Source organism: Brucella oryzae, assembly GCF_041929965.1.
Classification (GTDB): Bacteria; Pseudomonadota; Alphaproteobacteria; order Rhizobiales; family Rhizobiaceae; genus Brucella; species Brucella oryzae.
Window position 1 is genome coordinate 1 of record NZ_JBHEEO010000026.1, and the last position, 24,049, is coordinate 24,049.

Sequence of the window (24,049 nt, forward strand, 5' to 3'; positions counted from 1 at the left end):
GTCTCCGATCCATGGACCATTATTTCAATTGGGCTACGTGATTGGGCACATAGGTTCTAATTAATGAGCTCTAGTATCAGCACCCGCCATCGTGCTCGACATGGAGTTTCGCAATCAGGGCGTCTATGCCTATTTTCGCCTGACGCTGACCGACAAGACGGCTGGTGTGGAGTTGAACCATATCGCCTTCGAGGATGCCGACGAAGACCCGGCGAAGAACACGGCCAGGCTCGCCAACGCATTTGACGCCGCGCGCCTGCCGCTCAAAAAAAGAGCCTGAAGCATTTTCCGCAAAACTGCAAAGCGGTTTGCGGAAAATAAATAGTCGAACACCGGATGCCCAAGACATCCGGTATCGTTGTTTAAATCATTATGCTGCAGCTGAAATTAAACCAGATGCTGCACTTCCGGCATTTCGATAAGGCCAAGTGACAACGCTGTCGCGACGGCTGAAGTGCGGTTGGAGCAGTTGAGCTTGATCTTCGCATTCTGCAGATAGGTCACGACAGTCCAGCGCGCGATGTTCAGGATTTCGGCAATCTCTCCGTCCGTCTTGCCGTTGGCCGCCCAACGCAGGCAATCGATTTCACGCGGCGTAAGCAGGCTTGCGACCGTCGCGACATCCTTACAACCGCACAGAGCCGAATGAATGATCCCGGAAAGGCTCAAAAGGCGTGGACGAAGCTTGGCCACGAACTGTTCGCGATCCTCATCGGAGCCGATCTCGAAGCTGAACAGAGTGCACCCCACCGCTCCCTTCTGGCTGCGTGCCGACACGGCAATGTAGATATTGCCAAGCCCGTGCTTTTCGGCATCCTGCAACAGTTCTGCGATGTCCGGGCATTTGTTTGCATCTTCCTTGAGATCGCGAACGATGCCGCTCGCATCATTCTGGAAATAAGGCGCATCTTCCTGAAAGATCGGATCAATAACAAAGTAGTTCTTGGCAGAATAACGTGCGGCCCAGCCAGTCGGCATAGTCATCACGACCGTCAGGTCTGAAGAGTTGGTTTTCGTACAATCGCCCATGCGCCCTCGATAGGTATGCATGATATAGCGGCAACCGATCTCATCGCGAATTCGCGTCAGGAGAGCCAGCGTGTCGCTTTGGAAGGCCGTTCCAAAGAAGGTCTTTTTGAAATTCGGAAAATGAATGAGATCGAGTGTCATTTTATAATATCCTTGGTACGCAATTCCCAGGGGTGTTTTATCGCCTTTGAAATATCAGCGAATCGTGTCCCTAGAACTTTTCAATCGTTTATAAGTGACTAAAAAAATATAGCCTCTGGCAACCCGCAATTAATGGATTGCAAACCATTACACACAAAAACAGTGCAGAAATTAAGGCTCTCTTATGATTTTTATGGGTCAAGAAACGATATAAAATTGACCCAGCCGATTTGTAGAAATCAACTGTTCTCTTTCCGAACACTTTGCCGATCTTTTCCATAAGCGCGATAGAAAAAATCAATCGCCAGTTCGACATTCTTGCGAATCGTTTCCGCCGACGGCGGTTCCGGCAACGCACCGAACAGGCGCGGTCTGTAGAGACCGGACAGAAACAGGTCGGAAAGCTGATAGGCCATTTTCTCAGGATCGAAGGGCTCAAGCTCGCCTTTCTGGATCATGTCGTTGAGATATTTGGCCATGAGCACGAGGCTGCGCTTCGGCCCGCGTTCGTAGAAACGAGCAGCAAGCTCAGGCTTGCGCTCGCTAACGCCCAGAACAATGCGCTGCGCCCGCACTGCCGTCGACGACGTTATCAGCGTAACCAGTGCCACGCCGAAATCGGTCAGTTCCTGGCGTGAATCGAACCCCTTGTCGAGTTTTTCTATCAGTTCACGAAACATTGTATCGCGATAATGCTCGCACAATGCAACAAACAGGTCTTCCTTGCTGTTGAAGTAAACGTAGATCGTTCCCTTCGACACACCAGCCTCGCGCGTGATGTCATTCATGCTGGCCGCATCGAAGCCCATGCGCAGAAACACATCCTGAGCGCCTTCAAGGATTTGACGGCGTTTTGCAGGGTCCTGACCGGCACCGAGCCGCGTGCGGCTGCATTCCGGTTCGGAGCACGACGATTTGCTATCGCCCGGTCGGCCGGTATCTTTTTCGTCATGCCGGTTCCGGTCATGCATCATCGTAACTGTCGTTCCTTTGGTGTTGGGATCAGGTTTCATTTTTCGAGACTCTTAACCTTTTCGAACCAAGCGGTTCGATATCCTCTTGATATGCGCATCTTATTGATCTATGTCAACATCGAACCGAGCGGTTCAATCCGAAGGATGAGCAGAAAGTTTCCCTATGTCCGCCCCGAAGTCCGTTGATAAGGCCGATATTCATCCGTTCCCCAACGCCAAGAACTTCGCCTCGGCATCCCAGCCGGCGACGAGTGAGGCGCCCCTGAACGAGAGATCGCAGCCCCATACCGCACCGAGTCCGCAGGAAGCAGCCCCCAAGGAAACTGCCAAGGGCGGCAAGAAGAAGAGCTTCGGCAAACGTGTCCTGCTTCCTGGCATTCTGACGGTCGCGGTCGCCGGCGGCCTCTGGTTCGCCTATGACTGGTGGACGGTCGGGCGCTTCATGGTTTCGACCGACGACGCTTATGTTCAGGGCGACATCGCTTCCATAGCACCAAAGGTTACCGGTTACATCGAGAATATCCCGGTAGCTGCCAACCAGCAGGTCAAGGCAGGCGATGTGATCTTCCAGCTCGATGCGGGTGACTATAAGATCGCGCTCGATGAAGCGGAAGCAAAGCTCGCGACCCAGAAGCAGACGCTCATTCGCATCAAGGCGGAAACCGATGCAGCGGAGGCCGTGCTCCAGCAGGCAAACGCCGACAAGCAGGCCGCGACTGCGGTTCTGACCAATGCGCAAAATACGATTGCGCGCGTACAGAAGCTGCATGAAACGCGTTTCGTCGCTCAGGCCGAACTCGACACCGCCCAGTCCTCACTCGACCAGGCGCGCGCCAAGGTGGCCGGCAGTGACGCACAGATTGCTTCCGCCAAGGCCAATATCGAAGTGCTCAACGCCCAATATAGCGAGGCCGAAAGCACGATGAAATCGCTGGAACTTGCTCGCAATAAAGCTGCCCGCGATCTTTCCTTCACCACCTTGCGCGCACCGTTCGATGGTGTGATCGGCAATCTTGCCGGCAAAAAGGGCGATCTCGTTTCGCCGGGCCAGAAGATCGCGGCACTTGTCCCGGTCAATGAGCTTTATATTGACGCAAACTTCAAGGAAACGCAGCTCGCGAAGATCAAGACCGGCGAAACCGCGCATATCTACGTCGACGCAATTGACGGCACGAAGTTTGACGGCAAGGTTGCGTCCATCGCACCGGCTTCGGGTGCAGTGTTCTCGCTGCTGCCGCCGGAAAATGCGACCGGCAACTTCACAAAGATCGTACAGCGCGTTCCTGTTCGCATCACGATCCCGAAGGAAGCGCTGGAATCCGGCAAGATCCGCGCGGGCCTGAGTGTCGTGGTCGATATCGATACACGCACGGCGCCCGACGAAAAGACCAACTGATCGAACCTGCGGGTTGACTTGAAATAATAGATAGCGGCGCGGCGAAACGGGTTTCGCGCCGCCTTTTTCTTCCATTCCGGAGTGCGCCGTCATGGCTGCAGACACGACAATGGGGCCAATGGCCCCCGCAGACGACCGCATAGACCCAAAGAAGGCTATCGCCTTTCTGGCCATGGTGTTCGGCATGTTCATGGCGATTCTGGATATCCAGATCGTCTCGGCATCGCTGGCCGAAATTCAGGCGGGTCTGAGCGCCAGTTCCGACGAAATCTCGTGGGTGCAGACATCCTATCTGATCGCGGAAGTCATCATGATTCCGCTGTCTGGCTTCCTTGGGCGCCTGTTGTCGACGCGCGTGCTTTTTACGATTTCAGCTGCAGGTTTCACCCTCGCCAGCATGCTCTGTGCAACGGCGACGAACATCGAACAGATGATCGTCTATCGCGCCATTCAAGGCTTCATCGGCGGCGGCATGATCCCCAGTGTGTTCGCGGCGGCCTTCACTATCTTCCCGCCATCCAAACGCTCAATCGTCTCACCGATGATCGGCCTTGTGGCAACGCTTGCGCCTACAATCGGCCCAACGGTCGGTGGCTATCTTAGCCACGCTTTCTCCTGGCACTGGCTGTTTCTGGTCAATGTCGGCCCCGGCATTCTGGTCACCATCGCTGCATGGAACCTCATCGACTTTGACGAAGGCGACAGTTCACTCTTAAGCAAGTTCGACTGGTGGGGCCTTATCGGCATGGCCGCATTTCTCGGCTCCATGGAATATGTTCTGGAAGAAGGCCCGCGCAACGACTGGCTGCAGGATGAAGCGATTTTCGTCCTGACCATCCTCATGACCATTGGCGGCCTCGTCTTTTTCTATCGTGCGTTTACGGCGGAACAGCCCATCGTGGATCTGCGCGCCTTCAAGAATGTCAACTTTGCCTTCGGCTCGCTGTTTTCCTTCGTGATGGGTGTCGGTCTCTACGGCCTCACCTATCTTTATCCGCTCTATCTGAGCAGCGTTCGCGGCTATGATGCCCTGATGATCGGCGAGGCGCTTTTCGTCAGCGGTCTCGCCATGTTCTTCACCGCCCCGGTGGCGGGTTTCCTGTCCAACAGGATGGACCCGCGCCTGATGATGATGATCGGCTTCCTCGGCTTCGCCGCTGGCACCTGGATGGTGACGGGCCTCACTGCCGACTGGGATTTTTACGAACTGCTGCTGCCACAAATTCTGCGTGGTTGTTCGCTGATGCTCTGTATGGTGCCGATCAACAATCTGGCGCTCGGCACGCTGCCGCCAGCCTTGCTGAAAAACGCATCCGGACTGTTCAATCTGACCCGTAATCTGGGCGGTGCTGTCGGCCTTGCCGTTATCAACACGATCCTGACCCGCCGTGGCGACATGCATTACGAGCGTCTGGCCGAGCATGTCCGCTGGGGCAATGCCGAAGCGGAAAAGATGGTCGCCAATCTGACGGCCAAGTACAATGCCGCTGGTATGGACGGCGCAACAATCGCCATTGCCAAGCTTTCCGGCATGGTGCGCCAGCAAGCCACCCTGCTCTCCTTTATCGACGTGTTCTTCATTCTCACGATGATGTTCTGTTCGCTTGCCGTTTGCGCCATCATGCTGCGCAAGCCGAAACAGGTTGCCGGTGGCGGCGGGGGGCATTAAAGCGCGTTCTGATCTGATTGAATCAGACCGGCGCTCTAACTATTTGCTTTGGCGCGTACCTTGTTCGAAAGCCGTTTCGCGCCTTTCAGGATGCACTCGACCCCGCCCTCTTACAGCTTCGTATGAAACTCAATAAGGTTCGTCTGATTTTCGGAAATTTTCGTTTATCCACGACATAAATCGTTGATGCCGTGTTGAGACAAACCCTTGTCGCGCAGGGAAAAGCCTCCCGCAGAATTATGACAGTGACGAAACTCTTGTCACATTTCTTGTCATAAAAATGCTGCTCCCGCTAACGGATGAATTGCTAAGCCCCTGAAAACGTGTTTCACTTTCCGCCGATGACAGTTTGTGACAAACCATAAACTGTCATCCAACCGTCACGTAGGGCGGGTATCGGGAATGCGCGAGCACCGGAATCGACCGGGAGCGTTCGCCGGACTTAAACAGGGGAGTCAAACAATGCTTGCTTACACAGCGCGTCTACTGTCGCTTTCGACGGCAATCGCCGTTGCCGGGGTTTCCATCGCCGCTGCCGAACCGTCAGCCGAATTGATCGCCGCTGCCAAGGCAGAAGGCGAGCTGACCACCATCGCACTCCCGCATGACTGGTGCGGCTATGGCGACATCATCAAGTCCTTCAAGGACAAATATGGCATCAAGGTCAACGAACTGAACCCGGACGCCGGTTCGGGCGATGAAATCGAAGCCATCAAGGCCAACAAGGACAATAAGGGCCCGCAGGCTCCTGACGTCATCGATGTTGGCTTTGCCTTCGGTACATCAGCCAAGAAAGACGGTCTCATCCAGCCTTATAAGGTTGCGACCTGGGACGAAATTCCAGACAGCGCCAAGGACCCCGAAGGTTACTGGTACGGCGATTATTACGGCGTTCTCGCATTCGAAGTGAACAAGGACATCGTCACGGATATTCCGCAGGACTGGGAAGATCTGCTCAAGAGCGACTATGCGAATTCGGTTGCACTTGCAGGCGATCCACGCGTTTCGGCACAGGCGATCCTCGGCGTTCATGCCGCCGGTATTGCACGCGGCGCAGAGCCGGGCGAAGCTGCCGGCAAGAAGGGCCTCGAATTCTACAAGGAACTGAACGCCAACGGCAATTTCGTTCCGGTCATCGGCAAGGCCGCCTCGCTGGCGCAGGGCTCGACCCCCATCGTCATCCGCTGGGACTATAACGCGCTCGCCGACCGGGACACACTCAAGGGCAACCCGGAAATTGAAACCGTCATTCCGAAGTCGGGCGTCATCGCTGGTGTCTATGTTCAGGCAATCAGCGCCTACGCACCGCATCCGAACGCTGCGAAGCTGTGGATGGAACATATCTATTCGGATGAAGGCCAGCTCGGCTATCTGAAGGGCTACTGCCACCCGATCCGCTTCAACGCAATGGCGAAGGCTGGCAAGATCCCGCAGGAACTGCTCGACAAGCTGCCGCCAGCAGATGCCTATGAAAAAGCTATCTTCCCGACCCTGGAACAGATCGAAGCCGCACAGGCCACGATCACCAAGGAATGGGACAGCGTCGTGGGTGCAAACGTTCAGTAAGCGCATCTGTCGTATCGAATGAATATCGCGCCGGCCCTACACGGTCGACGCGATATCGAAGCAGATTTCATCTGAACCACCGTTCCTCTTTTCCAAACAGCGCCAGCTTGTTGGCAAACAGGAAATGCTCTAGCTATTTCCGGCAGGGGCGAATGGCAGCCTGCCGATCGCAAAAATAAAACAAAAAGTCGGAACGGTTCTGTCAGTTCCGTTCTGGCGGGAACCGGTCTAAAGAAAGAACGCATGAGTTCAATAGCCGAAACATCAGCCCCCAGCAGAGTGCGCAAGCGCCGACTTCCGCTGTCATGGCTTGGCGTGGCGCCGTTTTTCCTCTTCGCCATCCTCTTCCTGATCTGGCCCACGATGTATCTCATCATCGGCGCCTTTCAGGACCCGGCCGGAAACTTCACGCTCCAGAACATCCATGACCTGTTTCAGCCGCAAATCCTGAGCGCCTACTGGGTATCGATCAAGGTCAGCCTCGCATCGGCCATCGGCGGCGGGATCATCGGCTTCTTTCTGGCCTGGGCGGTCGTTCTCGGCAATCTGCCATCATGGCTGCGCCCGACGGTACTGACCTTTTCCGGCGTGGCGTCGAACTTCGCGGGCGTACCGCTCGCCTTCGCCTTTCTGGCGACACTGGGACGAACCGGCTTCGTGACGATCCTGCTCCGGGAATGGTTCGGCTTCAATCTCTATTCGACCGGCTTCAACCTTCTCTCCTTCTTCGGCCTGACGCTGACCTATCTCTTTTTCCAGATACCGCTGATGGTGCTGATCCTGACGCCTGCGCTCGACGGTCTGAAAAAGGAATGGCGGGAAGCCTCATCCATTCTTGGCGCGACCACCGCACAATATTGGCGCATGGTGGCCTTCCCGATCCTGTGGCCAAGCCTGCTCGGCACGACGCTCCTGCTGTTCGCCAATGCCTTCGGGGCGATTGCAACGGCTTATGCATTGACCGGCTCCTCGCTCAACATCGTGCCGATCCTGCTCTATGCCCAGATCCGCGGCGATGTACTGCATAACCAGAATCTCGGCTATGCGCTGGCGCTCGGCATGATCGTCATTACGGGTGTTTCCAACCTCATCTATATCTGGCTGCGCATTCGCGCCGAGAGGTGGCAACGATGAAAAAGAAAGGCTTCAATGCCCAGAAGATCGGCGCCTGGATCGCCTTCCTGATCGGCGCGATCTACTTCCTCGTTCCGCTGATCGGCACGTTCGAATTCTCGCTGCGCATGCGGCGCGGCGAATATTCCTTCGATGCCTATCGGGTCGTGTTCACCGACCCCAACTTTCAGGCCACCTTCGGTTATTCGATCGTGCTTGGCCTCCTGACCATTGTCTTCGGTGTGCTGCTGGTTGTACCGACTGCCTATTGGGTGCGTTTGCGCCTGCCGCAATTGCGCCCGGTGATGGAATTCATCACGCTGATGCCGCTGGTCATTCCGGCCATCGTCATCGTGTTCGGTTACCTGCGCATCTACAACTCGTCGTCATGGCTGCCGTTCACCGCATCGACGCGGGCAACCGACGTGCTTTTGATGTTCGGCTATATGACGCTGTCGCTGCCCTATATGTATCGCGCTGTTGATACGGCGATGCGCACCATCGACGTCAATACGCTGACGGAAGCCGCCCAAAGCCTCGGTGCGGGCTGGGGCCGCATCATGTTCAAGGTGATCTTCCCGAACGTGATTTCCGGCGTGATGAGCGGGGCCTTCATCACATTTGCCATCGTCATCGGCGAATTCACGCTGGCCTCGCTTCTGAACCGCCCGGCCTTCGGTCCCTATCTGCAGCTCGTCGGCGCAAACCGCGCCTATGAACCGTCAGCACTGGCGATCATTTCGTTCGGCATAACCTGGCTCAGCATCATCATGCTGCAGCTCGTCTCGCGCCTCAATAAATTCAAGACAACCGCCGGGTAAGATTCATGGCTTTTCTCAACATCAAGCACCTGAAAAAGAGCTTCGGCGCCAATACCGTCGTCCACGATTTCAACCTCGCTGTCGAAAAAGGTGAATTCGTTTCCTTCCTCGGACCCTCGGGCTGCGGCAAGACAACCGTTCTGCGCATGATCGCCGGTTTCGAAGCACCCGACAGCGGCGCCATCGAAATCAATGGCAAGGATGTGGTCGATCTCAAGCCCAACCAGCGCAATATCGGCATGGTGTTTCAGGCCTATGCGCTGTTTCCCAACATGACGGTGGCGCAGAATGTTTCGTTCGGCTTGCGCGTTGCCGGAAAGCCCAAGGCAGAAATCGACGCCACGGTGCAGGAGATGCTCGGCCTCATCCGCCTCGACCATCTGGCGGATCGCTATCCCTATCAGATGTCCGGCGGCCAGCAGCAGCGCGTGGCACTGGCCCGCGCGCTCGCAACCAAGCCGCAGGTTCTCCTGCTCGACGAGCCGCTATCGGCGCTGGATGCGAAAATCCGCATATCCTTGCGCGAAGAAATCCGCGCCATCCAGCAGAAGCTTGGCATTACGACCGTTTTCGTCACCCACGATCAGGAGGAAGCGCTGTCGATCTCCGACCGCATCGTGGTCATGCATGAAGGCCGCGCAGACCAGATCGGCTCGCCGTTCGATATCTATAACCGTCCTGCCTCGCGCTTCGTGGCATCCTTCGTCGGCACGCTCAACATGCTGGAAGCCTCGGTCAGCGAACCCGGCAAGAACAGCATCGATCTCGACGGCCGCACCATCACAGTGCAGGAAAAGCTCGACCACCACCCGAAGGGCAAGCCGCTGACGCTGGCCCTGCGCCCGGAAGCGGTGAGCCTCGAAGCGCGCAAGAGCCACGATACCTCACTGGATGCAACCATTGAGGACGTGCATTTCCTCGGCTCCGTGATCCGCACACGCGTAGCGCTCGGCAAAAACCGCCTGTCTTTCGACACGTTCAACGACCCGACCCAGCCGCCGCCGCAGCGCGGCGACAAGGTGACGGTGCATTTCGCCTCGCATGATCTGCTGGTATTGGCCGACTGACACCCTTCTTAACCTCACCCTTCGACAAGCTCAGGATGAGGGAGAGCGGAAGCAGCAAAGCACAAAGCCGCCCCGAGGGCGGCTTTGTTGTGATGACATGCGCAGTGGGTTGATAAGATTTCGGTTCATGACGTGCCGAAAATGGTGGCTTTCGAGAACCGGAGCGCAGCGTACATTGAGTACGTGAGCACCGGATCGCAGAAAGGCGCCATTTGCAGGCGGGTCAGGGACCGAAAGATTCAGCCCCACGGGCCGTGGAAATCACCATCCTTGTCGATACGCTTGAAGCCATGCGAACCGAAGAAATCGCGCTGGCCCTGAATGAGATTGGCTGTGCCGAGCGCCTGCGTGAAGCTGTCGAAATAGCTGAGTGCTGAACCGAGCGCTGGCAGAGGCAGGCCAGCGAGCGCCGCCTTGGCGACGATCTGGCGAAGGCCCTTGGAAGCCTTGCTCATGCGGTCGACAAAAGCAGGGGCGAGCAGCAGGTTGCGGCTTTCGCTGTCTTCAAAGGCATGGGCGATATCGTCCAGAAGCTGCGAACGAATGATGCAGCCCGCGCGCCAGATGCGCGCCGTTTCGGCAAGCGGAATGTTCCAGCCATGCTCCTGCGAGGCGGCTTCCATCACCGCGAAACCTTGGGCATAGGCAGCAATCTTGCCAGCAAGCAGGCCCTGCTCCAGATCGGCAAGGAATTTTGCCTGATCGGAAATGTCGAGGCTGCGCGAACCCGGCTTATAGGCTTTCGCGGCAAGCTCACGCGAGGGCTTCAGCGAGGACAGCGAACGGGCGGCAACTGCGGCTTCGATTGCCGTTGCCGGAACGCCGAGCATCTGGGCTTCAATCGCTGCCCAGCGGCCCGTGCCCTTCTGACCGGCCTCATCAAGGATCACGTCGACCATCGCCTTGCCGGTCTCCGGATCGGTTGCCTTCAGTACCTTGGCGGTGATTTCGATCAGATAGGAGTTGAGCGGACCTTCGTTCCACTTCTCGAACACATCGCCGATAGCCGGGGCCGAAAGCCCGAGACCGTCGCGCAGGATGCCGTAGATTTCGGCGATCATCTGCATGTCGGCATATTCGATGCCATTGTGGATCGTCTTGACGAAATGACCGGCGCCATCCGGCCCGACCAGCGCGCAGCAAGGCTCGTCCTTGTATTTGGCGGCAGCGGCGAGCAGGATCGGCGCGATACGCTCATAGGCTTCCTCGGTGCCGCCGACCATCATCGACGGACCATGGCGTGCGCCTTCCGCACCGCCGGAAACTCCCATGCCGACAAAGGTTGGGTCGTTGGGGCCAAGCGCCTTCAGACGGCGCACCGTATCGCGGTAATCGGAATTACCGGCGTCAATCATGATATCGCCCTTCTCAAGATATGCCTTGAGGCGGGTTGTTTCGGCGTCGACGGGAGCGCCTGCCTTGATGAGGAAGATGATGGGACGCGGCTTGCGGATATTGGCGGCCAGTTCCTCGAAAGTGGGGCAAGGGATGATCTTGTCGCGCAGCGGGCCAGCCTTTTCAATGAAGGCTTTCAGCACAGGCTCATCACGGTCATAGACAGCTACCGTGTAGCCTTTCTCGGCTATGTTCAGCGCCAGGTTGGAGCCCATGACGCCAAGGCCGACCATACCGATATCTGCTTTTTCCATTTTGTGCCCTTCGCAAATGCAACCGACCGGCCGTCGTCTAGACACATGCAAACATCGAACGCCGACAAGCCGAACCGATAAGAATAGGCCGCAGCCGGATTTCGGCAGCAGCGCATGTCAATCTGTATCCTATTGTGGGATGATCTAGGGCATATGACGCAAAGTTGATAGACCTCCCATGGCGAAAATCACCGGTTTCGCCTTCACAAACGTCTTATTAAATCGGTTAGCTCACTCCAAAAGCCTGTACTTTGCCAGTTTCACACCCGTTCCAGCTTGTGATGCGGAAGCGGCGGCAATTCGACAGCTATTGCATCATCCGCCTTCACCGTGCCGCCCGCAACAACGATGGTCATGATACCCGACTTGCGGATAAGTTCGCCATCGGGCGTGCGATCGAGCACGGCATCCAGAAGCCCGGTCTGGAAATTCTCAATCTGGGAACAGGGATTGCGCAAGCCCGTTGTTTCCAGAACGACCTCGTCGCCAATTCGGATCAAAGTGCCCTGCGGCAGCCCAAGAAGATCGATGCCGCGCGTAGTAACGTTCTCGCCAAGATCGGCAGGTGCGACGTCAAAACCCTTTTCCGCCAGCTCGTCGAAAAGTTCCGCATGAATGAGATGTACCTGTCGCAGATTGGGTTGCGTCGGATCGGCCCGCACGCGTGACCGGTGCTTCACCGTTACGCCCTGATGGGCATCGCCTTCGACGCCAAGCCCTGTGACAATGCGGATTTCCGGCACGACCTGTTTTGAAAAACGATGCGCGCCATCCCGCGCCACAGCCACGACAATTCCACGCATCACGCCCACCTCCTGATTTTTATGAAGGGCATCCTGACAGGACAAAGAAACTTCGTTAGCCGCATTACATGGGTTATATAGCACCTGTATGAAGCTGTGGGGCAAGCACGTGAATCGCGACAAGCAGGCAAAGACGGATTTTCGTTGGGGCATTTGGGGCACAGGCACGATAGCCGCCGCCTTTGCGGCCGATATTCAGGCGAGCGCTGGAATGTGCGTTACTGCAGTCTGCTCGCGGGCGCCAGAGACCGCCGAAACATTCCGCCGCCGCATCGGTGCCGACAAGGCGTTCAGCGATTCGGGTGAGTTTCTTTCCGATCCGGATATCGACGCCGTCTATATTGCGACGCCCAGCGCCATGCATGTGCTGCAGGCCATACAGGCAATCGCCGCGGACAAGCCCTGCCTGATCGAAAAGCCGCTCTCGCTGGATGCCGCTGGCGCACGTCAGATCGAAGCTGCGACAAAAGCAAAAAACGTCTTCGCCATGGAGGCCATGTGGAGCCGTTTTCTGCCAGCGATCCACGCAGCCAAAAAGCATATCGACAGCGGTCGCATCGGTACTGTGACGCGCATCGAAGCCGATCTTTCCTATATCCGTGCCTACGACCCGCAAAGCCGCTTCTTCAGCCCGGAGCTTGGCGGCGGCGCGGCTTTCGATCTCGGCGTCTATCCGGTTTCGCTGGCATTGTATTTTCTTGGCCTGCCGGATCATGTCGATGGTCGCTGGCAGCGCGCCAAAAGCGGCGTGGATATGCGCACCGAGTTCCAGCTTGGCTGGCCGGGCGCCACGGCCAGCCTCTCCTGCGGCTTCGACCGCGACGGCGACAATCGCATGGTAATCGAGGGAACCAAAGGCACGATACTGATCCACGCGCCGTTTTTGAAAGCCCAGAGGCTGACCCTGTTTTCAGCCTTTGCCGCACGGTCGTCGCTCGGGCCGAATGGCGGAAAAGGCTTTGTCGGCAAGGTTATGAACCGCCTGCCCCTGCCGGGCCGCACAATCGAGACTTATGCCTTTTCCGGCAACGGGCTGCAGTTTCAGGCCGAAGCGGTTCGCGATGCGGTACTGAACGGCCAGATCTCCAATGCGACCATGCCGCTCAACCAGAATGCCGCCGTAGCTGATATCGTTCGCAAGGTGCTGGCTAGAGCATGATTCCGAAAAGTGGGAACCGGTTTTCGGATAAAATCATGCTCAAACAAAAGTTTAGAGCGGGATAACGATTCAACTTAAAAACATCACGCTCTAAAGGTTAGAAGCTGCTTCTCATCCTGTAGGGCTGTGCATTCTCGCCAGCATTGTTCAAGGCAAGCGCGATTTCGGTGATATGCAGCGCCACATCACCGGAAAAGAATGCCTTGTCGCCAGTCTGGATAGCACGAGCCTGATCGGCAATCCCGCGCACGAAATCGATCTGCGAAGGGTACATCGGCAGCGACCGCTTGTCGGCCTTCGGATAGGGCAGCTTCGTGCCGACAGCCGGTTTCCATGCGAGAAACTTGCCGATGCGCATTTCCAGAATGCCGAACAGGCGCGCCAGAAAACGGCGTTTTTCTTCCGTGCGCTCGAGACGTACAGAAGAGCGATTATCCCAGAGATCGTCCACCACAATCGAGCCCTTGTCGGCAACGATTGTCAGGCTGCGGTCCTTCGGCATCGCAAGCCCCGATGTGAGACGCGCCACCAGCCCCGATTTGAAAACAAGACAGCCAACCGAAAAATCGGGCGCCATGTGAAGATGTTCGGTCCCCGGCCCCTTATTGGGAAAGGTTATGGCGGAAAATGCCGAGACGCTCTCGACCGGGCCGAACAGCGACACCAGCCATGACAGCGCATAGCCTGCATGTTCCAGCGTGCAGCCGATCTCGAACTCGTGCAGACCCGGCCATGGTGCGCCCGACTGCGAACGCCAGCTCGACCATTTGTCACGAAACACCGGCCCGTCTTCCATTTCGGCATAAACGAGACGCGGCATGCCGATGCCATTTATCACGCTTGCCACCAGACGATAGGCATCGCTGAGGCCGTTTGCCGGGGCCGCCGCAAGCGTGAGGCCGGATTGTCGTGCAAAAGCGACCAGCGCCTCCGCATCGTCGTAATTCATCGCCAGCGGCTTTTCGGAATAAACATGCTTTCCGGCGGAAAGCGCTGCATGTGAGATTTCAAAATGGCTTTCGGGCGTGGTCAGATTGACGACGATCTGCACTTCTGGATCGGCCAGTACAGCCTCGAAACTGTCATAGGCGCTGAGTGAATAGTACGCGCAGAACGCTTTCAGCCGTTCGGGCGAACGATCATAGGCTCCGCGGAGTTTCAACTCGGGATAATTGCGCAGCGTGGTCATGTAATAGTCGGCCACAAACCCTGTCCCGACGATTGCGATATTCATGAAGTGGCTCCGACTACCTTTTGGGGATGATAATTTTCGCGGTCAGCCTGAGGCCGAAGATCGCAAAGACGAGCGTAAGCCAGACCGGGTCCATGCGGCGGAAGAAAAAACTTTCCAGCATGGCGTTCAACGTTCCGAAGAACACGATCATCAGGAAGAAATCGGCAAGCAGCAGATTTTCGCGCACCGGGCGGCACCGCGCATAATTGATGAGCGGCATGACGATCATGACGAAGATGGCGCAAAGCAGCGCCGGAATTCCCATGGATACCGCGATATCGAGATAGCCATTGTGCCCGTGCACAATGCCGCGCACATCCCAATCGAGATAGTAGGGCTTTGCCGCCTCTTTCGCTGCCGGAGTACCCCAGAAGCTTTCATAACCGAAACCGGTCCAAGGGCGATGAGAAAGCGCCTCGACGGCAAAGGTCCAGATGGAGGTGCGCCCGGTAAAGGTGGAATCGACATCAAGCAGCAGAACAAGTTGACGCATTGGCTCGAAAAGAACCGTACCGAAGGTGAATAGTGCAAGCAGAAACTGGATGGTGAAGACCGCGACCGGTGCAAGGAAACGAAGACCGAAAATGCCGGGACCGATCACCAGCAGCATGGCGAGCGGCACCAAAGCTGCCGTCGTCTTCGATCCGGTCTGCGAAACGAAAATCAAGGCAGAGATAGCGATCAGAAAACCGCTCACGCGCCAGCCACGCCGCCACAGATAGACACCGGCGAAGGCAAAAGCAGCCATGACCGGCCCGGCAATGTTCTTATGCGTGAAGACGCCGCGCCACAGATAGGCGTTCTGCGGTTCCAGCGCGTCCGCGCCGTGGGTGCCGAGATTGGGCAGAAGAATGACGCCCGCATAGGAAATGACGATCACGATCGAAGCCACCGTGACCAGCATCGCCGAATAGGCGTCGCCATCCTGCGGCAGGCTCAAGACAGCGATTACCGTCAAAACACCGATCATCGTCAACAGCACACCGCGTATCGCAGTGGAAGGATCAGGGCTCGCAAAAACTGACGCGAACAGGAAGACAAACATCAGCAGCCAGCCGGGACTGACAATTTTGACTACCTTTTTCGGATCGGCGAACATCGCAAGCGACAGAAGCGCAACAGCCCCTAGGCAACCGAAGCCAAGCTGGTTGATCACATCACCGCCGCCCGATACGTCACCGCCCGTCGCCGCACTCAGCGGATTGAACGGACGGAACGAAACCAGCAGGATGCAGAATGTTGTCGTGGCGATAACGAGCGCAATCGTTCGGATTGTCGCCCGCATATCGTTTCGCGCAGCAAGGTCGGAATGGGCGTCAGTTCTTGTCCGGGTTGCGATACTGCTCATTCAGATATCCAAAATGGGCCATGACACGGCCCAGCCCGATATGGATGAAATAGGTTCCGACCGGCACGAAGCGCGCCGCAAAACCGCGCCGCAGCGCCTTGATTGGAGAATAGCCGAGAAGTGCAAGGCTCTTCAAGAAGACGCGAACCTGACCGAAAGGCTCGTCCTTGCGCTGGCGCTGTTCGATCAGCGTCGACAAGACGCCATTGCGCAAACCGCGCGCGGTGATCCAGTCCTTTTCCAGCCGCCGCGCCGGGATGGTCTCGCGGACAATGCCTTCGTTACACCAGGCGATATTGAAGCCCTTGGCCCGCGAGCGATTGATGAAATCGGAATCGCCGCCGCCGGTGAAGTTGAACTTCAGGTCCATGAACGGATAGCCGATGGCTTCCAGAACCGGACGCGCAATCAACAGATTGCCGGACGAATAAATGATCGGAACCGGGCCCGTTTTATTGTAGTGCGGCAGGAAGACGGGGTGTCTCGCCCATTTTTCCGCACCCGGCTTCTCGAAGATCGGATATTGCGGACCGCCGACGAGGCTGGCGTTGTAACGCTCGGCGGTGGCCACCATGTTTTCGATCCAGGCCGGATCGGCCAGTTCATCGTCATCGATGACGATGACATATTTGAAATTCGGGAAATAGGTCATCGCTGTCAGCCAGCCCGCATTATAGGCATTGCAGTTGCCGCGATGGGATTCGACGATCAGCATACCGGTATATTTCCCGGCATCGAACTGCGGCGCCGCAACCTTGGCACCTTCCCGATCCTCCGCCTCATTCTCGATCACCACGACCGCAAAGCGGCGGCTTGTGACCTGAGCGTTCAGTGTGTCGAGTGTGCGGATGACATGTTCCGGGCGGCGAAATGTCGGCAGTGTCACAACGACTTCGATTTCATCGAAACCAAGCCCAGGTGTTTTAGCAATTACTTCTATATGACTTGGTAAATTAGACATAAACGCTACCGGATATTTGGAACTTCTATATTTGTTTATCCGCCATTATTGAAAAACATTTAAAGAAAAGTTCACCGCTGGGTTATAAAAACTGACCAAGACTATCATAAAGCATGCCAGCCTGGAATGTCAGGCGTTTTAAGATCAAGTGATGTTCAGGAGTTGAATTGCCGTCCCCCCACCTTGTTTTCGTAACGTCGATTGTTCCACACGGAGTACCGACGACCGGCTATGAAGTGGCAAACGCCGCCGTGGTCGACGGTCTGCGTCGCTCGGGCGCAAAAGTAACCGTTCTTGGCTTCACTTGGCCGGGCGTGAAAGCCGATGCCGCAGATACTATCGTTCTGGGTGAAGTCGAAGTGCGGACTGAAGGTGCCGGCATCAGGCGCAAGATCGGCTGGGTTCTGAAATCCTTCCTGACAGGATTGACGGTTTCATCGGCGAAGCTGCGCGTGATACCCGCGCAGCAACTGCGGGAAGCCATCAAGCAGATCGGCCCGTTCGATGCCTATGTGCTGAATGGCGTAACGTTGCCCGGTGCGTTTGAAGATATTTTCAAAGACAAGCCATCGCTTTTCGTGGCGCATAATGTAGAATATCGCTCGGCAGAAGAAAATGCAGCCGATGCCAGAAGCTTCATCCAGAAATTCCTGTTCGGTCGCGAAGCCCGCATTCTCAAGGGGCTGGAAAGCCGCCTCAGCGGCAATGCCCGTTTCACCTTCACCTTTGCCGAGGATGACGGCCCGGCGCTCGGGCTTGGCTCTGATCGGTTTGCCACAATGCCACTCGTCACGCCGGGTGGCGCGCAGGCCGCACAGCAGCACCCGATCAAGTACGGCCTTGCCCTTATCGGCACATGGACATGGCATCCGAACCGCATCGGCCTTGAATGGTTTCTGCGCGAGGTAAAGCCCCATCTTCCCGACGACATTTCCATCGCGATTGCAGGGAACACGCCTGCGGATCTGATTGCAGCATGGTCCGGCGTCGACTTCTTGGGCAAAGTTCCGGACGCGACCGAATTCGTGGAAAGCGGCGCGCTCGTACCGCTTATCAGCCGAGCGGGAACCGGCGTGCAGCTAAAGACCATCGAAACATTCGAGTTGGGAATGCCAAGCGTCGCCACGGCGCATTCCGTGCGTGGTATCAGCAATATTCCGGACAATTGCACCATTGCCGACGACCCGCGAGCCTTCGCCGCAGCAATCATCGAGCGCATTGAAAAGACAAGATCAGGAGATCGCCAGCGGTTGGACGGCAAAGCCTTCACCCGGTCACAAATCGAAGGCATGGACCGCGCAGTTGCCAGAGGTCTGCAAGCACTTCGTGGCGAAGAGAGAAATACGGACCAAGCATGATGCATACAGAAAACGTCACTTACCGCAATATCCTGGGCGTGAAGGTCGCCTGTTTTGATTGGGACGGAGCCTTTGCCTTTTTCGAGAGCCGCATCAATGAAGGCCGGTTCATGAAACAGGGCTGGCTCAACGCCAATAATTCCAACATTGCGAATACCGACTCGGCCTATCACGCTGCACTGGAGGATTTCCTGATCCTGCCCGACGGTGTGGGCGTCGATATTGCCAGCAAGGTTGCCTATGGCAGCAAATTCCCTGCCAATCTCAACGGAACGGACTTCATTCCGGGCCTGCTGGACCACATGAAACGTCCGCTGAAAGTCGCTCTGCTAGGCGGCGGTCCCGGCGTTGCCGCCGATGCCGCGCAGCTTTTCAAGCAACAGACCCCACGCCATGACTATCGCGTCATTTCAGACGGTTTCTTCAAGCCCGCCGATCTTGATGGCATTCTGGCACAGCTCAAAGATTTCCATCCCGACATATTGCTCGTCGCGATGGGCGTGCCGCGGCAGGAACTCTTTATCGACAAGAACATCACGGGGGAACATTGCACGGTGGCGAGTGCGGTCGGCGCGCTCTTCGACCTGCATACAGGTCGTGTCCAGCGCGCCCCGCAATGGGTGCGCAATATCCAGATGGAATGGGTGCACCGGCTGCTGCAGGAGCCGCGACGGCTCGCAAAGCGCTATCTTATCGGCAATCCCGTATTTCTGTGGCGCGTCGCCAAAGGCTGGATGAAGGGAGGTCCCCGGTGAAAACCGCAATCGTCACAGCCAGTTGGGACCAGGATTTCGAGCGCTGCAAGCTGCTTTGCGAGACCATCGACAATTTTGTCAGCGGCTTCACAAAGCACTATATCCTTGTCGACAGCAAGGATGTCGCCTTGTTTCGCAAGCTCGAAAGCGCAAAACGGGTCATCATCGATGAACGCGATCTGCTGCCATCCTGGTTGCATGCCTTCTGGGACCCGACCTATCTGTGGCGCAGGCGGGTTTGGCTTTCGCTCCGAACCAAGCCGTTGCGGGGTTGGCATGTGCAACAATTGCGCCGCATCGCACTTGCCGATGCCGTGGAGGAAGATGGATTTCTCTATACGGATTCCGACACGGCATTTATACGCCCTTTTGATTGCGGTACACTCTGGCATGACAAAAAGCTCCGGCTTTTCGTGCGCCCGAATGCGCTTGCCAACCCGGAATGGCCGGAACACCCGGTCTGGGCTGCCAATGCGGCCAAGCTGCTTGGTATCGAGAACGGAAAAAGCGGGCTGAACGACTATATCGGACAGCTCGTCTCATGGCGGCGCGACAGCGTGCTTTCGATGTGCGAGAGGATCGAAGCCCACACCGGACAGCACTGGGTGGCGGCACTCGGCAATATACGGCGGTTTTCCGAGTGCTTCATCTATGGTCGCTATGTCGATGATGTGCTGCACGGCTCCGGTCATTACAGCGACACCCATGATCTTTGCCGGATGCAATGGTTCGCACCACCGCCGAGCGAAGACGAATTCCGGACTTTTATCGCCGAAATGGAACCTTATCAGGTTGCCATTGGGATGCAGTCCTTCCTCGGCCTTTCGGTCGATGATATTCGCCGGATCATAACTGTCTAGAGCATTTCCAGCAAAAGTGCGAAGCGGTTTTGCGTTAGAAAATGCGACAAAACAAATATTTAGAGCGGCTCCGGCGATTCTGTTAAAATAGGAACCGCTCTAGACCCGCTTTGCCGGCAAACGGATGCTCTTATAGGTGAAAACCAGCGACAAGAGATAAAGTCCGGCAAATATGATGTTGAGTCCGAGAATCCAGTCGTGACTATCGACAAAATTCACGAGCAACAGCCATACAAAGAGCGCTTTGGCGGCGGTCATCAGCACCATGCTCAATGTCCTGAGACCCGACTGGCCGCGCGCATAAAGAATTTCCGTCTGATACTCGATGAGATTGCGGAACCCTGGCACGAGCAGCACCAGCGGCAGCAACCCGACAATGGGAGCGACGCTTGAACCAAGTGCTTTCGGGAATATTTGCAGGAACACGACCATCGCACCAAGACCTGCCACCGACACGGCAAAGACCGCAAATTCCAACCAGACGCGGATGCGCAGCGATGACAACATGTCCGGCGTGCGCATGAGCTTTTGCACCAGCATCATGTTGAAGGAGCGCACCGGCAGGGCCGTCAGATCAACAAGCCGCATGATGATCGCATAAAGACCCGCCGTCACAGGCCCGCCAACGATCAGCACGAGAAGCTTGTCGAGCTCGGCCTGAATATAGAACAGCAGTTCTGCTCCCATCACCGCAATTGCATCGGAAAGCCGCCGCATATAAAGCGCCGGTTTGAAGCGAAGCCGAACCGACGGGTAAAATTTCAACGCCATCAGCAGCGCGACCCCATTGGCCGCCGCATACCACCACGCCCAATGGGCGATGTCGTGGACACTCGCCAGCCACATGAACAGAACGGCTGCGATGGCGCGCATCGCCGTCCCGAAAATCACCAGTCCCGCCGATATGCCGAACCGGCGCAGGCCGTTGTTGACGATGATGACGATTTCCGTCGAACGCCAGAACAGTGCCTCGGCAAATACCACCACGGCAAAAGGCAGAAACGAAATATCGCGGCTGAAAAAGACGAAATAGACCAGCCAGGAAACCAGCGCAAACAGCGGCAGAGAAACCAGAATGGCTACGAGAAAGCCCGCCGTGTAGACACCGAGCAAATGCGGCTTCACTGTCGATATGCGGTAAAGCGGTGAACTGAAGCCCAGAGAAATGATACGCGACAGAACCACGCCCGTACCCGAAGCGGTGGCAAAAATACCGAAATCACCAGTCGGCAGCGTATTTGCAAGCGCGATGAAATAGACAAGCGAGATCACCAGCCTGCCCGCAGAGCCGGAAAACAGGGACAGATAATCCCGCACCATTCCGGCATGGTTGCCTGACAGTTTCCAGAACGCTTTCGCTATCAACAGGGCGCCTCGTTTATCGCGGTATTCGGTTCTAGCGAAAAAGATTTAAACTTTTCTTTGCAAGCTTGAAGAGTAAACAAGCAAAAGCTAAAGTTGCAGATTCAGGGAATTGGCACTTCGTCTCGACATTATTTTAACGTTTTGTTTTCTATAAAAAATTACATTCGGTGTTCAAATGCAGGCTGACCGGATTTGGGCTCGGCATGCGGGAGCCTTGGCTTATGGATTTCAAAGCATCGATTGATACCGGAAACGGTTGAGACGACATACAAATACGGACGATTTCGGCAATGAGCGATCACGAGGAGCGTAGAAAAGTGGGGGGCGATAAACCTCTTCTCGCATTCTCCAACGCTCATCCGACCGGTCGCCCCGCTAATCGCCCGGCTAATCGCGTTGACAGCGAAACCGCACCCCCATGGACACCGCCCGCGACACCGGATGAACGCGCCGCATTTTTTCGCCAGCACGATCATGCCGTGCAGGAAGCGGCGGAACCCGTTCTCGATGAAGAACTGGATGACACGGATGTTGCCGAACTGCAAAAGCGCATCGCGCTGATCGAGGCAGAACTCGAACGCAAGGTTCAGGAGCGCGAACGCCACAAGGCCATGGCCGACACGCCCCTTCCGGCATCCAAGCCAACCGATGAGCCAATCCGACATGAACCGGCTTCCGTCATCAAAAGACCGACGGCGGACAGCGAGTGGAAGCCGCTGATAGACCCGCGCATCGCCATAGACGTGGTGCGGGGATCACGCAGGTTCCTGCTGGTCAGCACGATATTAGGCGGGGTGATCGCCGCGCTTTATGCATTATCTCTGCCGCAAATATATGTCGCTTCGACCGATATTCTGGTCGATCCGCGCAACATCAAAACGGTGGGAGACGAACTGACGTCGGGGCAGCTTCCGACCGATGCATCGCTGGCCGTTGCCGAAAGTCAGGCACGCATCATCGATTCCAGCAGTGTGCTGCTGAAGGTGATTGACAAGACCGAGTTGACAAAAGACGCCGAATTCAACGGCACTCTGGTTCCAACCGGCATTGCCGGGCTATTTGCACAGATCAAGAGCATGCTGTCGCCCCAAAAGACGACCGACAGCCAGACGCTGCAAACCCACGTTCTCAATAATCTGCGCAAAAGCATCGCCATCAGCCGCGACGCAAAGACATTTATCTATTCGATCTCGGTAAAAACTCGCGATCCGCAGAAATCGGCATCGCTTGCAAACACCATCAGTTCCGTTTTCCAGAGTGAGCTTGCATCGGTGCAATCCGATGCCGCGCGGCGCACTTCGGACGAACTGTCGAACCGTCTTGCCGATATGCGCGCCAATGTCGAACAAGCGGAGCGCGCAGCGGCTGATTTCCGTGCCTCGCACGATCTGGTCAATGTCGACGGCAAGCTGATAAGCGATAACGATCTGACGCAGCTCAACGACCAGCTGACCAACCAGCGCGCTGAAACCATGCGGCTTCAGGCCCGTGTGCAGGTATTGAGCAGCGCCACATCCGATAGCGTGGTGTCCGGGACTATGCCGGAAGATCTGCGTTCCAACACGCTGACGGCACTGCGCGCGCAATATGCACAGGCGCGCCAGACGGCAAGCGGCCTCTCCACCCAGCTTGGGCCGCGCCATCCGGCACTCATTCAGGCACAATCGCAGGCAGGCACGGTCCTGAACGACATCGATGCCGAATTGCGGCGAATCCGCTCCTCGCTGCAAGTCGAGGTCGCCCGGTCCGTACAACAGGAAAAAGATCTTACCGCCCGCCTGGCGCAGCTCAAATCGCAGCAGGCGAACAATAGCGGTGACCTAGTGAAATTGCGTGAGCTTGAACGCGAAGCCACGGCGCTGCGCTCAGTCTACGAAGCCTTCCTTCTGCGTTCGCGCGAGACGAACGAACAGGAAGGCCTGAATACGGCCAATGTCAGGGTTTTGTCGGAAGCCCGCCCGCCGCTGGATCCGGCAGGCACATCGCGCAAGCTCATCGTCATTGCGGGGCTGGTTGCAGGCTTCCTCGCAGGGCTTGCGATTACAGCCGTCCGCAACTTCGGACGGCTGCTGCGTTTATCTTAATTCACGCGGACTGCCGCAAAGAGGCTTCTACACGCGCCACCTTGCGTCCGCTGGCACGCAGAATGCCGTGTGCCCCGTCAAGATGGCCCGGTTTCAGCTCAAGCGCCAGAAAGCGACGCTTTTCATAAGGGCCGGGCATGGCAAGCTCGCCAGTCTTTTCGGCGGTAAAGCTAAAGCGCTCATAATATTCCGGATCGCCGACAAGCAGGATCGCACCATGGCCGCGGTCTTTTGCTTCATCAATCGCATGACGCATCAACGCCGAACCGATACCGCAACCGGCAGCAGATGGATCGACCGCCAGCGGGCCAAGCAGCAACGCAGACACAGGAAAGCCGAAAGCATCAAGACCAGCATGGATATCCCACAGCCGGACGGAGCCGGCAAGCGATCCGTCTTCACCAAGCGCGGCAAAAGCCAACCCTTCTGCGGGCAGGCGACCGCGACGCAGTTTCTCCGATGATTTCCGGCGACGGCATTCACCCATCGCACGATCGAGCAGCGCTTCGCGCGCCAGCACGTACTCCAGCGTTTCGTCCGCTATTGTGAAAGCCGGAGCGACAACGGTTGCGGTATGTTCCTGAATTTCCAGAGTTGCGTTCATGACATCTATCCCCGCAAAGCGGCTGCAGCACACTCCGCCCGGCGCCTTGCGGTGCCAGACGGATTGAGAGGATCAATTGGGTTTGAACCCTAT

The 24,049-nt window shown here is 56.6% G+C and carries 20 protein-coding genes and 1 pseudogene; 12 read left to right on the plus strand and 9 right to left on the minus strand.

What is annotated here, in order from left to right; all coding sequences use genetic code 11:
* Positions 1-76: 76 nt before the first annotated feature.
* Positions 77-280: pseudogene (locus JNC70_RS19735) on the plus strand (BspJ family T4SS effector nucleomodulin); the annotation flags it as partial.
* Positions 281-387: 107 nt separating this feature from the next.
* Here JNC70_RS19735 and JNC70_RS19740 read toward each other — a convergent pair.
* Together JNC70_RS19740 and JNC70_RS19745 are read right to left on the minus strand one after the other, a co-directional pair.
* Positions 388-1,170, minus strand: a complete 783-nt coding sequence (locus tag JNC70_RS19740; protein WP_104756704.1) for a helix-turn-helix transcriptional regulator — start codon at positions 1,168-1,170, stop codon at positions 388-390.
* A gap of 239 nt (positions 1,171-1,409) precedes the next feature.
* The gene (locus tag JNC70_RS19745) at positions 1,410-2,183 is read right to left on the minus strand and encodes a TetR/AcrR family transcriptional regulator (RefSeq protein WP_104756705.1); all 774 of its coding nucleotides are present in this window, start codon (positions 2,181-2,183) and stop codon (positions 1,410-1,412) included.
* Between the two features lie 124 nt (positions 2,184-2,307).
* Here JNC70_RS19745 and JNC70_RS19750 point away from each other — a divergent pair, with 124 nt between their 5' ends.
* The 6 genes from JNC70_RS19750 (at position 2,308) to JNC70_RS19775 (ending at position 9,776) form a co-directional block, all read left to right on the plus strand.
* On the plus strand, positions 2,308-3,540 hold the full coding sequence (locus JNC70_RS19750; protein ID WP_104756706.1) for an HlyD family secretion protein: 1,233 nt from the start codon (positions 2,308-2,310) through the stop codon (positions 3,538-3,540).
* A gap of 91 nt (positions 3,541-3,631) precedes the next feature.
* The gene (locus JNC70_RS19755) at positions 3,632-5,209 is read left to right on the plus strand and encodes a DHA2 family efflux MFS transporter permease subunit (RefSeq protein WP_104756707.1); all 1,578 of its coding nucleotides are present in this window, start codon (positions 3,632-3,634) and stop codon (positions 5,207-5,209) included.
* Between the two features lie 462 nt (positions 5,210-5,671).
* Positions 5,672-6,775 carry an ABC transporter substrate-binding protein gene (locus JNC70_RS19760; RefSeq protein ID WP_104756708.1) on the plus strand — a complete coding sequence of 368 codons (1,104 nt, stop codon included), beginning with the start codon at positions 5,672-5,674 and terminating at the stop codon, positions 6,773-6,775.
* Positions 6,776-7,018: 243 nt separating this feature from the next.
* Complete coding sequence (locus JNC70_RS19765; protein ID WP_104756709.1) at positions 7,019-7,909, plus strand: ABC transporter permease; 891 nt, start codon at positions 7,019-7,021, stop codon at positions 7,907-7,909.
* The gene (locus JNC70_RS19770; protein WP_104756710.1) at positions 7,906-8,709 is read left to right on the plus strand and encodes an ABC transporter permease; all 804 of its coding nucleotides are present in this window, start codon (positions 7,906-7,908) and stop codon (positions 8,707-8,709) included. The genes JNC70_RS19765 and JNC70_RS19770 overlap by 4 nt, the downstream gene beginning before the upstream one ends.
* 5 nt (positions 8,710-8,714) lie before the next feature.
* A complete protein-coding gene (locus JNC70_RS19775) occupies positions 8,715-9,776 on the plus strand; it encodes an ABC transporter ATP-binding protein (RefSeq protein ID WP_104756711.1) in 1,062 nt (353 codons plus the stop codon).
* A gap of 239 nt (positions 9,777-10,015) precedes the next feature.
* Here the strand turns inward: JNC70_RS19775 and gnd are convergent, their stop codons facing one another.
* A complete protein-coding gene (gnd, locus tag JNC70_RS19780) occupies positions 10,016-11,425 on the minus strand; it encodes an NADP-dependent phosphogluconate dehydrogenase (protein WP_104756713.1) in 1,410 nt (469 codons plus the stop codon).
* Positions 11,426-11,685: 260 nt separating this feature from the next.
* Positions 11,686-12,228, minus strand: coding sequence for an MOSC domain-containing protein (locus tag JNC70_RS19785; RefSeq protein WP_104756714.1), 543 nt, complete (start codon positions 12,226-12,228; stop codon positions 11,686-11,688).
* Positions 12,229-12,337: 109 nt separating this feature from the next.
* Between JNC70_RS19785 and JNC70_RS19790 the strand changes: the two genes are divergently transcribed.
* Positions 12,338-13,387, plus strand: coding sequence for a Gfo/Idh/MocA family protein (locus tag JNC70_RS19790; RefSeq protein WP_104756749.1), 1,050 nt, complete (start codon positions 12,338-12,340; stop codon positions 13,385-13,387).
* A gap of 97 nt (positions 13,388-13,484) precedes the next feature.
* Here the strand turns inward: JNC70_RS19790 and JNC70_RS19795 are convergent, their stop codons facing one another.
* From JNC70_RS19795 to JNC70_RS19805, 3 genes are read right to left on the minus strand one after another with little or no spacing between them, the layout of a single operon-like run.
* A complete protein-coding gene (locus JNC70_RS19795) occupies positions 13,485-14,621 on the minus strand; it encodes a Gfo/Idh/MocA family protein (protein WP_104756715.1) in 1,137 nt (378 codons plus the stop codon).
* Positions 14,622-14,634: 13 nt separating this feature from the next.
* Entirely contained in the window at positions 14,635-15,969 is a 1,335-nt protein-coding gene (locus JNC70_RS19800) for an O-antigen ligase family protein (protein WP_104756716.1), read from the minus strand.
* Positions 15,938-16,930 (minus strand): glycosyltransferase family 2 protein, encoded by a 993-nt coding sequence (locus tag JNC70_RS19805; RefSeq protein ID WP_104756717.1) that lies wholly within the window; start codon positions 16,928-16,930, stop codon positions 15,938-15,940. Before JNC70_RS19805 ends, JNC70_RS19800 begins: the two co-directional genes overlap by 32 nt.
* Before the next feature lie 167 nt (positions 16,931-17,097).
* Between JNC70_RS19805 and JNC70_RS19810 the strand changes: the two genes are divergently transcribed.
* From JNC70_RS19810 to JNC70_RS19820, 3 genes are read left to right on the plus strand one after another with little or no spacing between them, the layout of a single operon-like run.
* Complete coding sequence (locus JNC70_RS19810; protein WP_104756718.1) at positions 17,098-18,288, plus strand: glycosyltransferase family 4 protein; 1,191 nt, start codon at positions 17,098-17,100, stop codon at positions 18,286-18,288.
* Positions 18,285-19,043 carry a WecB/TagA/CpsF family glycosyltransferase gene (locus JNC70_RS19815; protein ID WP_104756719.1) on the plus strand — a complete coding sequence of 253 codons (759 nt, stop codon included), beginning with the start codon at positions 18,285-18,287 and terminating at the stop codon, positions 19,041-19,043. The genes JNC70_RS19810 and JNC70_RS19815 overlap by 4 nt, the downstream gene beginning before the upstream one ends.
* Positions 19,040-19,903 carry a DUF6492 family protein gene (locus tag JNC70_RS19820; protein ID WP_208623481.1) on the plus strand — a complete coding sequence of 288 codons (864 nt, stop codon included), beginning with the start codon at positions 19,040-19,042 and terminating at the stop codon, positions 19,901-19,903. Before JNC70_RS19815 ends, JNC70_RS19820 begins: the two co-directional genes overlap by 4 nt.
* Positions 19,904-20,002: 99 nt before the next feature.
* On the opposite strand, the gene JNC70_RS19825 is transcribed toward JNC70_RS19820, so the two are convergent.
* Positions 20,003-21,268 (minus strand): lipopolysaccharide biosynthesis protein, encoded by a 1,266-nt coding sequence (locus tag JNC70_RS19825; RefSeq protein ID WP_104756720.1) that lies wholly within the window; start codon positions 21,266-21,268, stop codon positions 20,003-20,005.
* Between the two features lie 290 nt (positions 21,269-21,558).
* Between JNC70_RS19825 and JNC70_RS19830 the strand changes: the two genes are divergently transcribed.
* Positions 21,559-23,352 carry a GumC family protein gene (locus JNC70_RS19830; protein ID WP_104756721.1) on the plus strand — a complete coding sequence of 598 codons (1,794 nt, stop codon included), beginning with the start codon at positions 21,559-21,561 and terminating at the stop codon, positions 23,350-23,352.
* A gap of 1 nt (position 23,353) precedes the next feature.
* Here JNC70_RS19830 and JNC70_RS19835 read toward each other — a convergent pair whose 3' ends face one another.
* A complete protein-coding gene (locus JNC70_RS19835) occupies positions 23,354-23,956 on the minus strand; it encodes a GNAT family N-acetyltransferase (RefSeq protein WP_104756722.1) in 603 nt (200 codons plus the stop codon).
* Between the last annotated feature and the right edge of the window lie 93 nt (positions 23,957-24,049).

Excerpts from the sequence above, each read along its gene's own strand:
- JNC70_RS19740 (WP_104756704.1), bottom strand. The coding sequence starts at position 1,170 with ATGACACTCGATCTCATTCATTTTCCGAATTTCAAAAAGACCTTCTTT.
- JNC70_RS19745 (WP_104756705.1), bottom strand. The coding sequence starts at position 2,183 with ATGAAACCTGATCCCAACACCAAAGGAACGACAGTTACGATGATGCAT.
- JNC70_RS19750 (WP_104756706.1), top strand. The coding sequence starts at position 2,308 with ATGTCCGCCCCGAAGTCCGTTGATAAGGCCGATATTCATCCGTTCCCC.
- JNC70_RS19755 (WP_104756707.1), top strand. The coding sequence starts at position 3,632 with ATGGCTGCAGACACGACAATGGGGCCAATGGCCCCCGCAGACGACCGC.
- JNC70_RS19760 (WP_104756708.1), top strand. The coding sequence starts at position 5,672 with ATGCTTGCTTACACAGCGCGTCTACTGTCGCTTTCGACGGCAATCGCC.
- JNC70_RS19765 (WP_104756709.1), top strand. The coding sequence starts at position 7,019 with ATGAGTTCAATAGCCGAAACATCAGCCCCCAGCAGAGTGCGCAAGCGC.
- JNC70_RS19770 (WP_104756710.1), top strand. The coding sequence starts at position 7,906 with ATGAAAAAGAAAGGCTTCAATGCCCAGAAGATCGGCGCCTGGATCGCC.
- JNC70_RS19775 (WP_104756711.1), top strand. The coding sequence starts at position 8,715 with ATGGCTTTTCTCAACATCAAGCACCTGAAAAAGAGCTTCGGCGCCAAT.
- gnd (WP_104756713.1), bottom strand. The coding sequence starts at position 11,425 with ATGGAAAAAGCAGATATCGGTATGGTCGGCCTTGGCGTCATGGGCTCC.
- JNC70_RS19785 (WP_104756714.1), bottom strand. The coding sequence starts at position 12,228 with ATGCGTGGAATTGTCGTGGCTGTGGCGCGGGATGGCGCGCATCGTTTT.
- JNC70_RS19795 (WP_104756715.1), bottom strand. The coding sequence starts at position 14,621 with ATGAATATCGCAATCGTCGGGACAGGGTTTGTGGCCGACTATTACATG.
- JNC70_RS19800 (WP_104756716.1), bottom strand. The coding sequence starts at position 15,969 with ATGAGCAGTATCGCAACCCGGACAAGAACTGACGCCCATTCCGACCTT.
- JNC70_RS19805 (WP_104756717.1), bottom strand. The coding sequence starts at position 16,930 with ATGTCTAATTTACCAAGTCATATAGAAGTAATTGCTAAAACACCTGGG.
- JNC70_RS19815 (WP_104756719.1), top strand. The coding sequence starts at position 18,285 with ATGATGCATACAGAAAACGTCACTTACCGCAATATCCTGGGCGTGAAG.
- JNC70_RS19830 (WP_104756721.1), top strand. The coding sequence starts at position 21,559 with ATGAGCGATCACGAGGAGCGTAGAAAAGTGGGGGGCGATAAACCTCTT.
- JNC70_RS19835 (WP_104756722.1), bottom strand. The coding sequence starts at position 23,956 with ATGAACGCAACTCTGGAAATTCAGGAACATACCGCAACCGTTGTCGCT.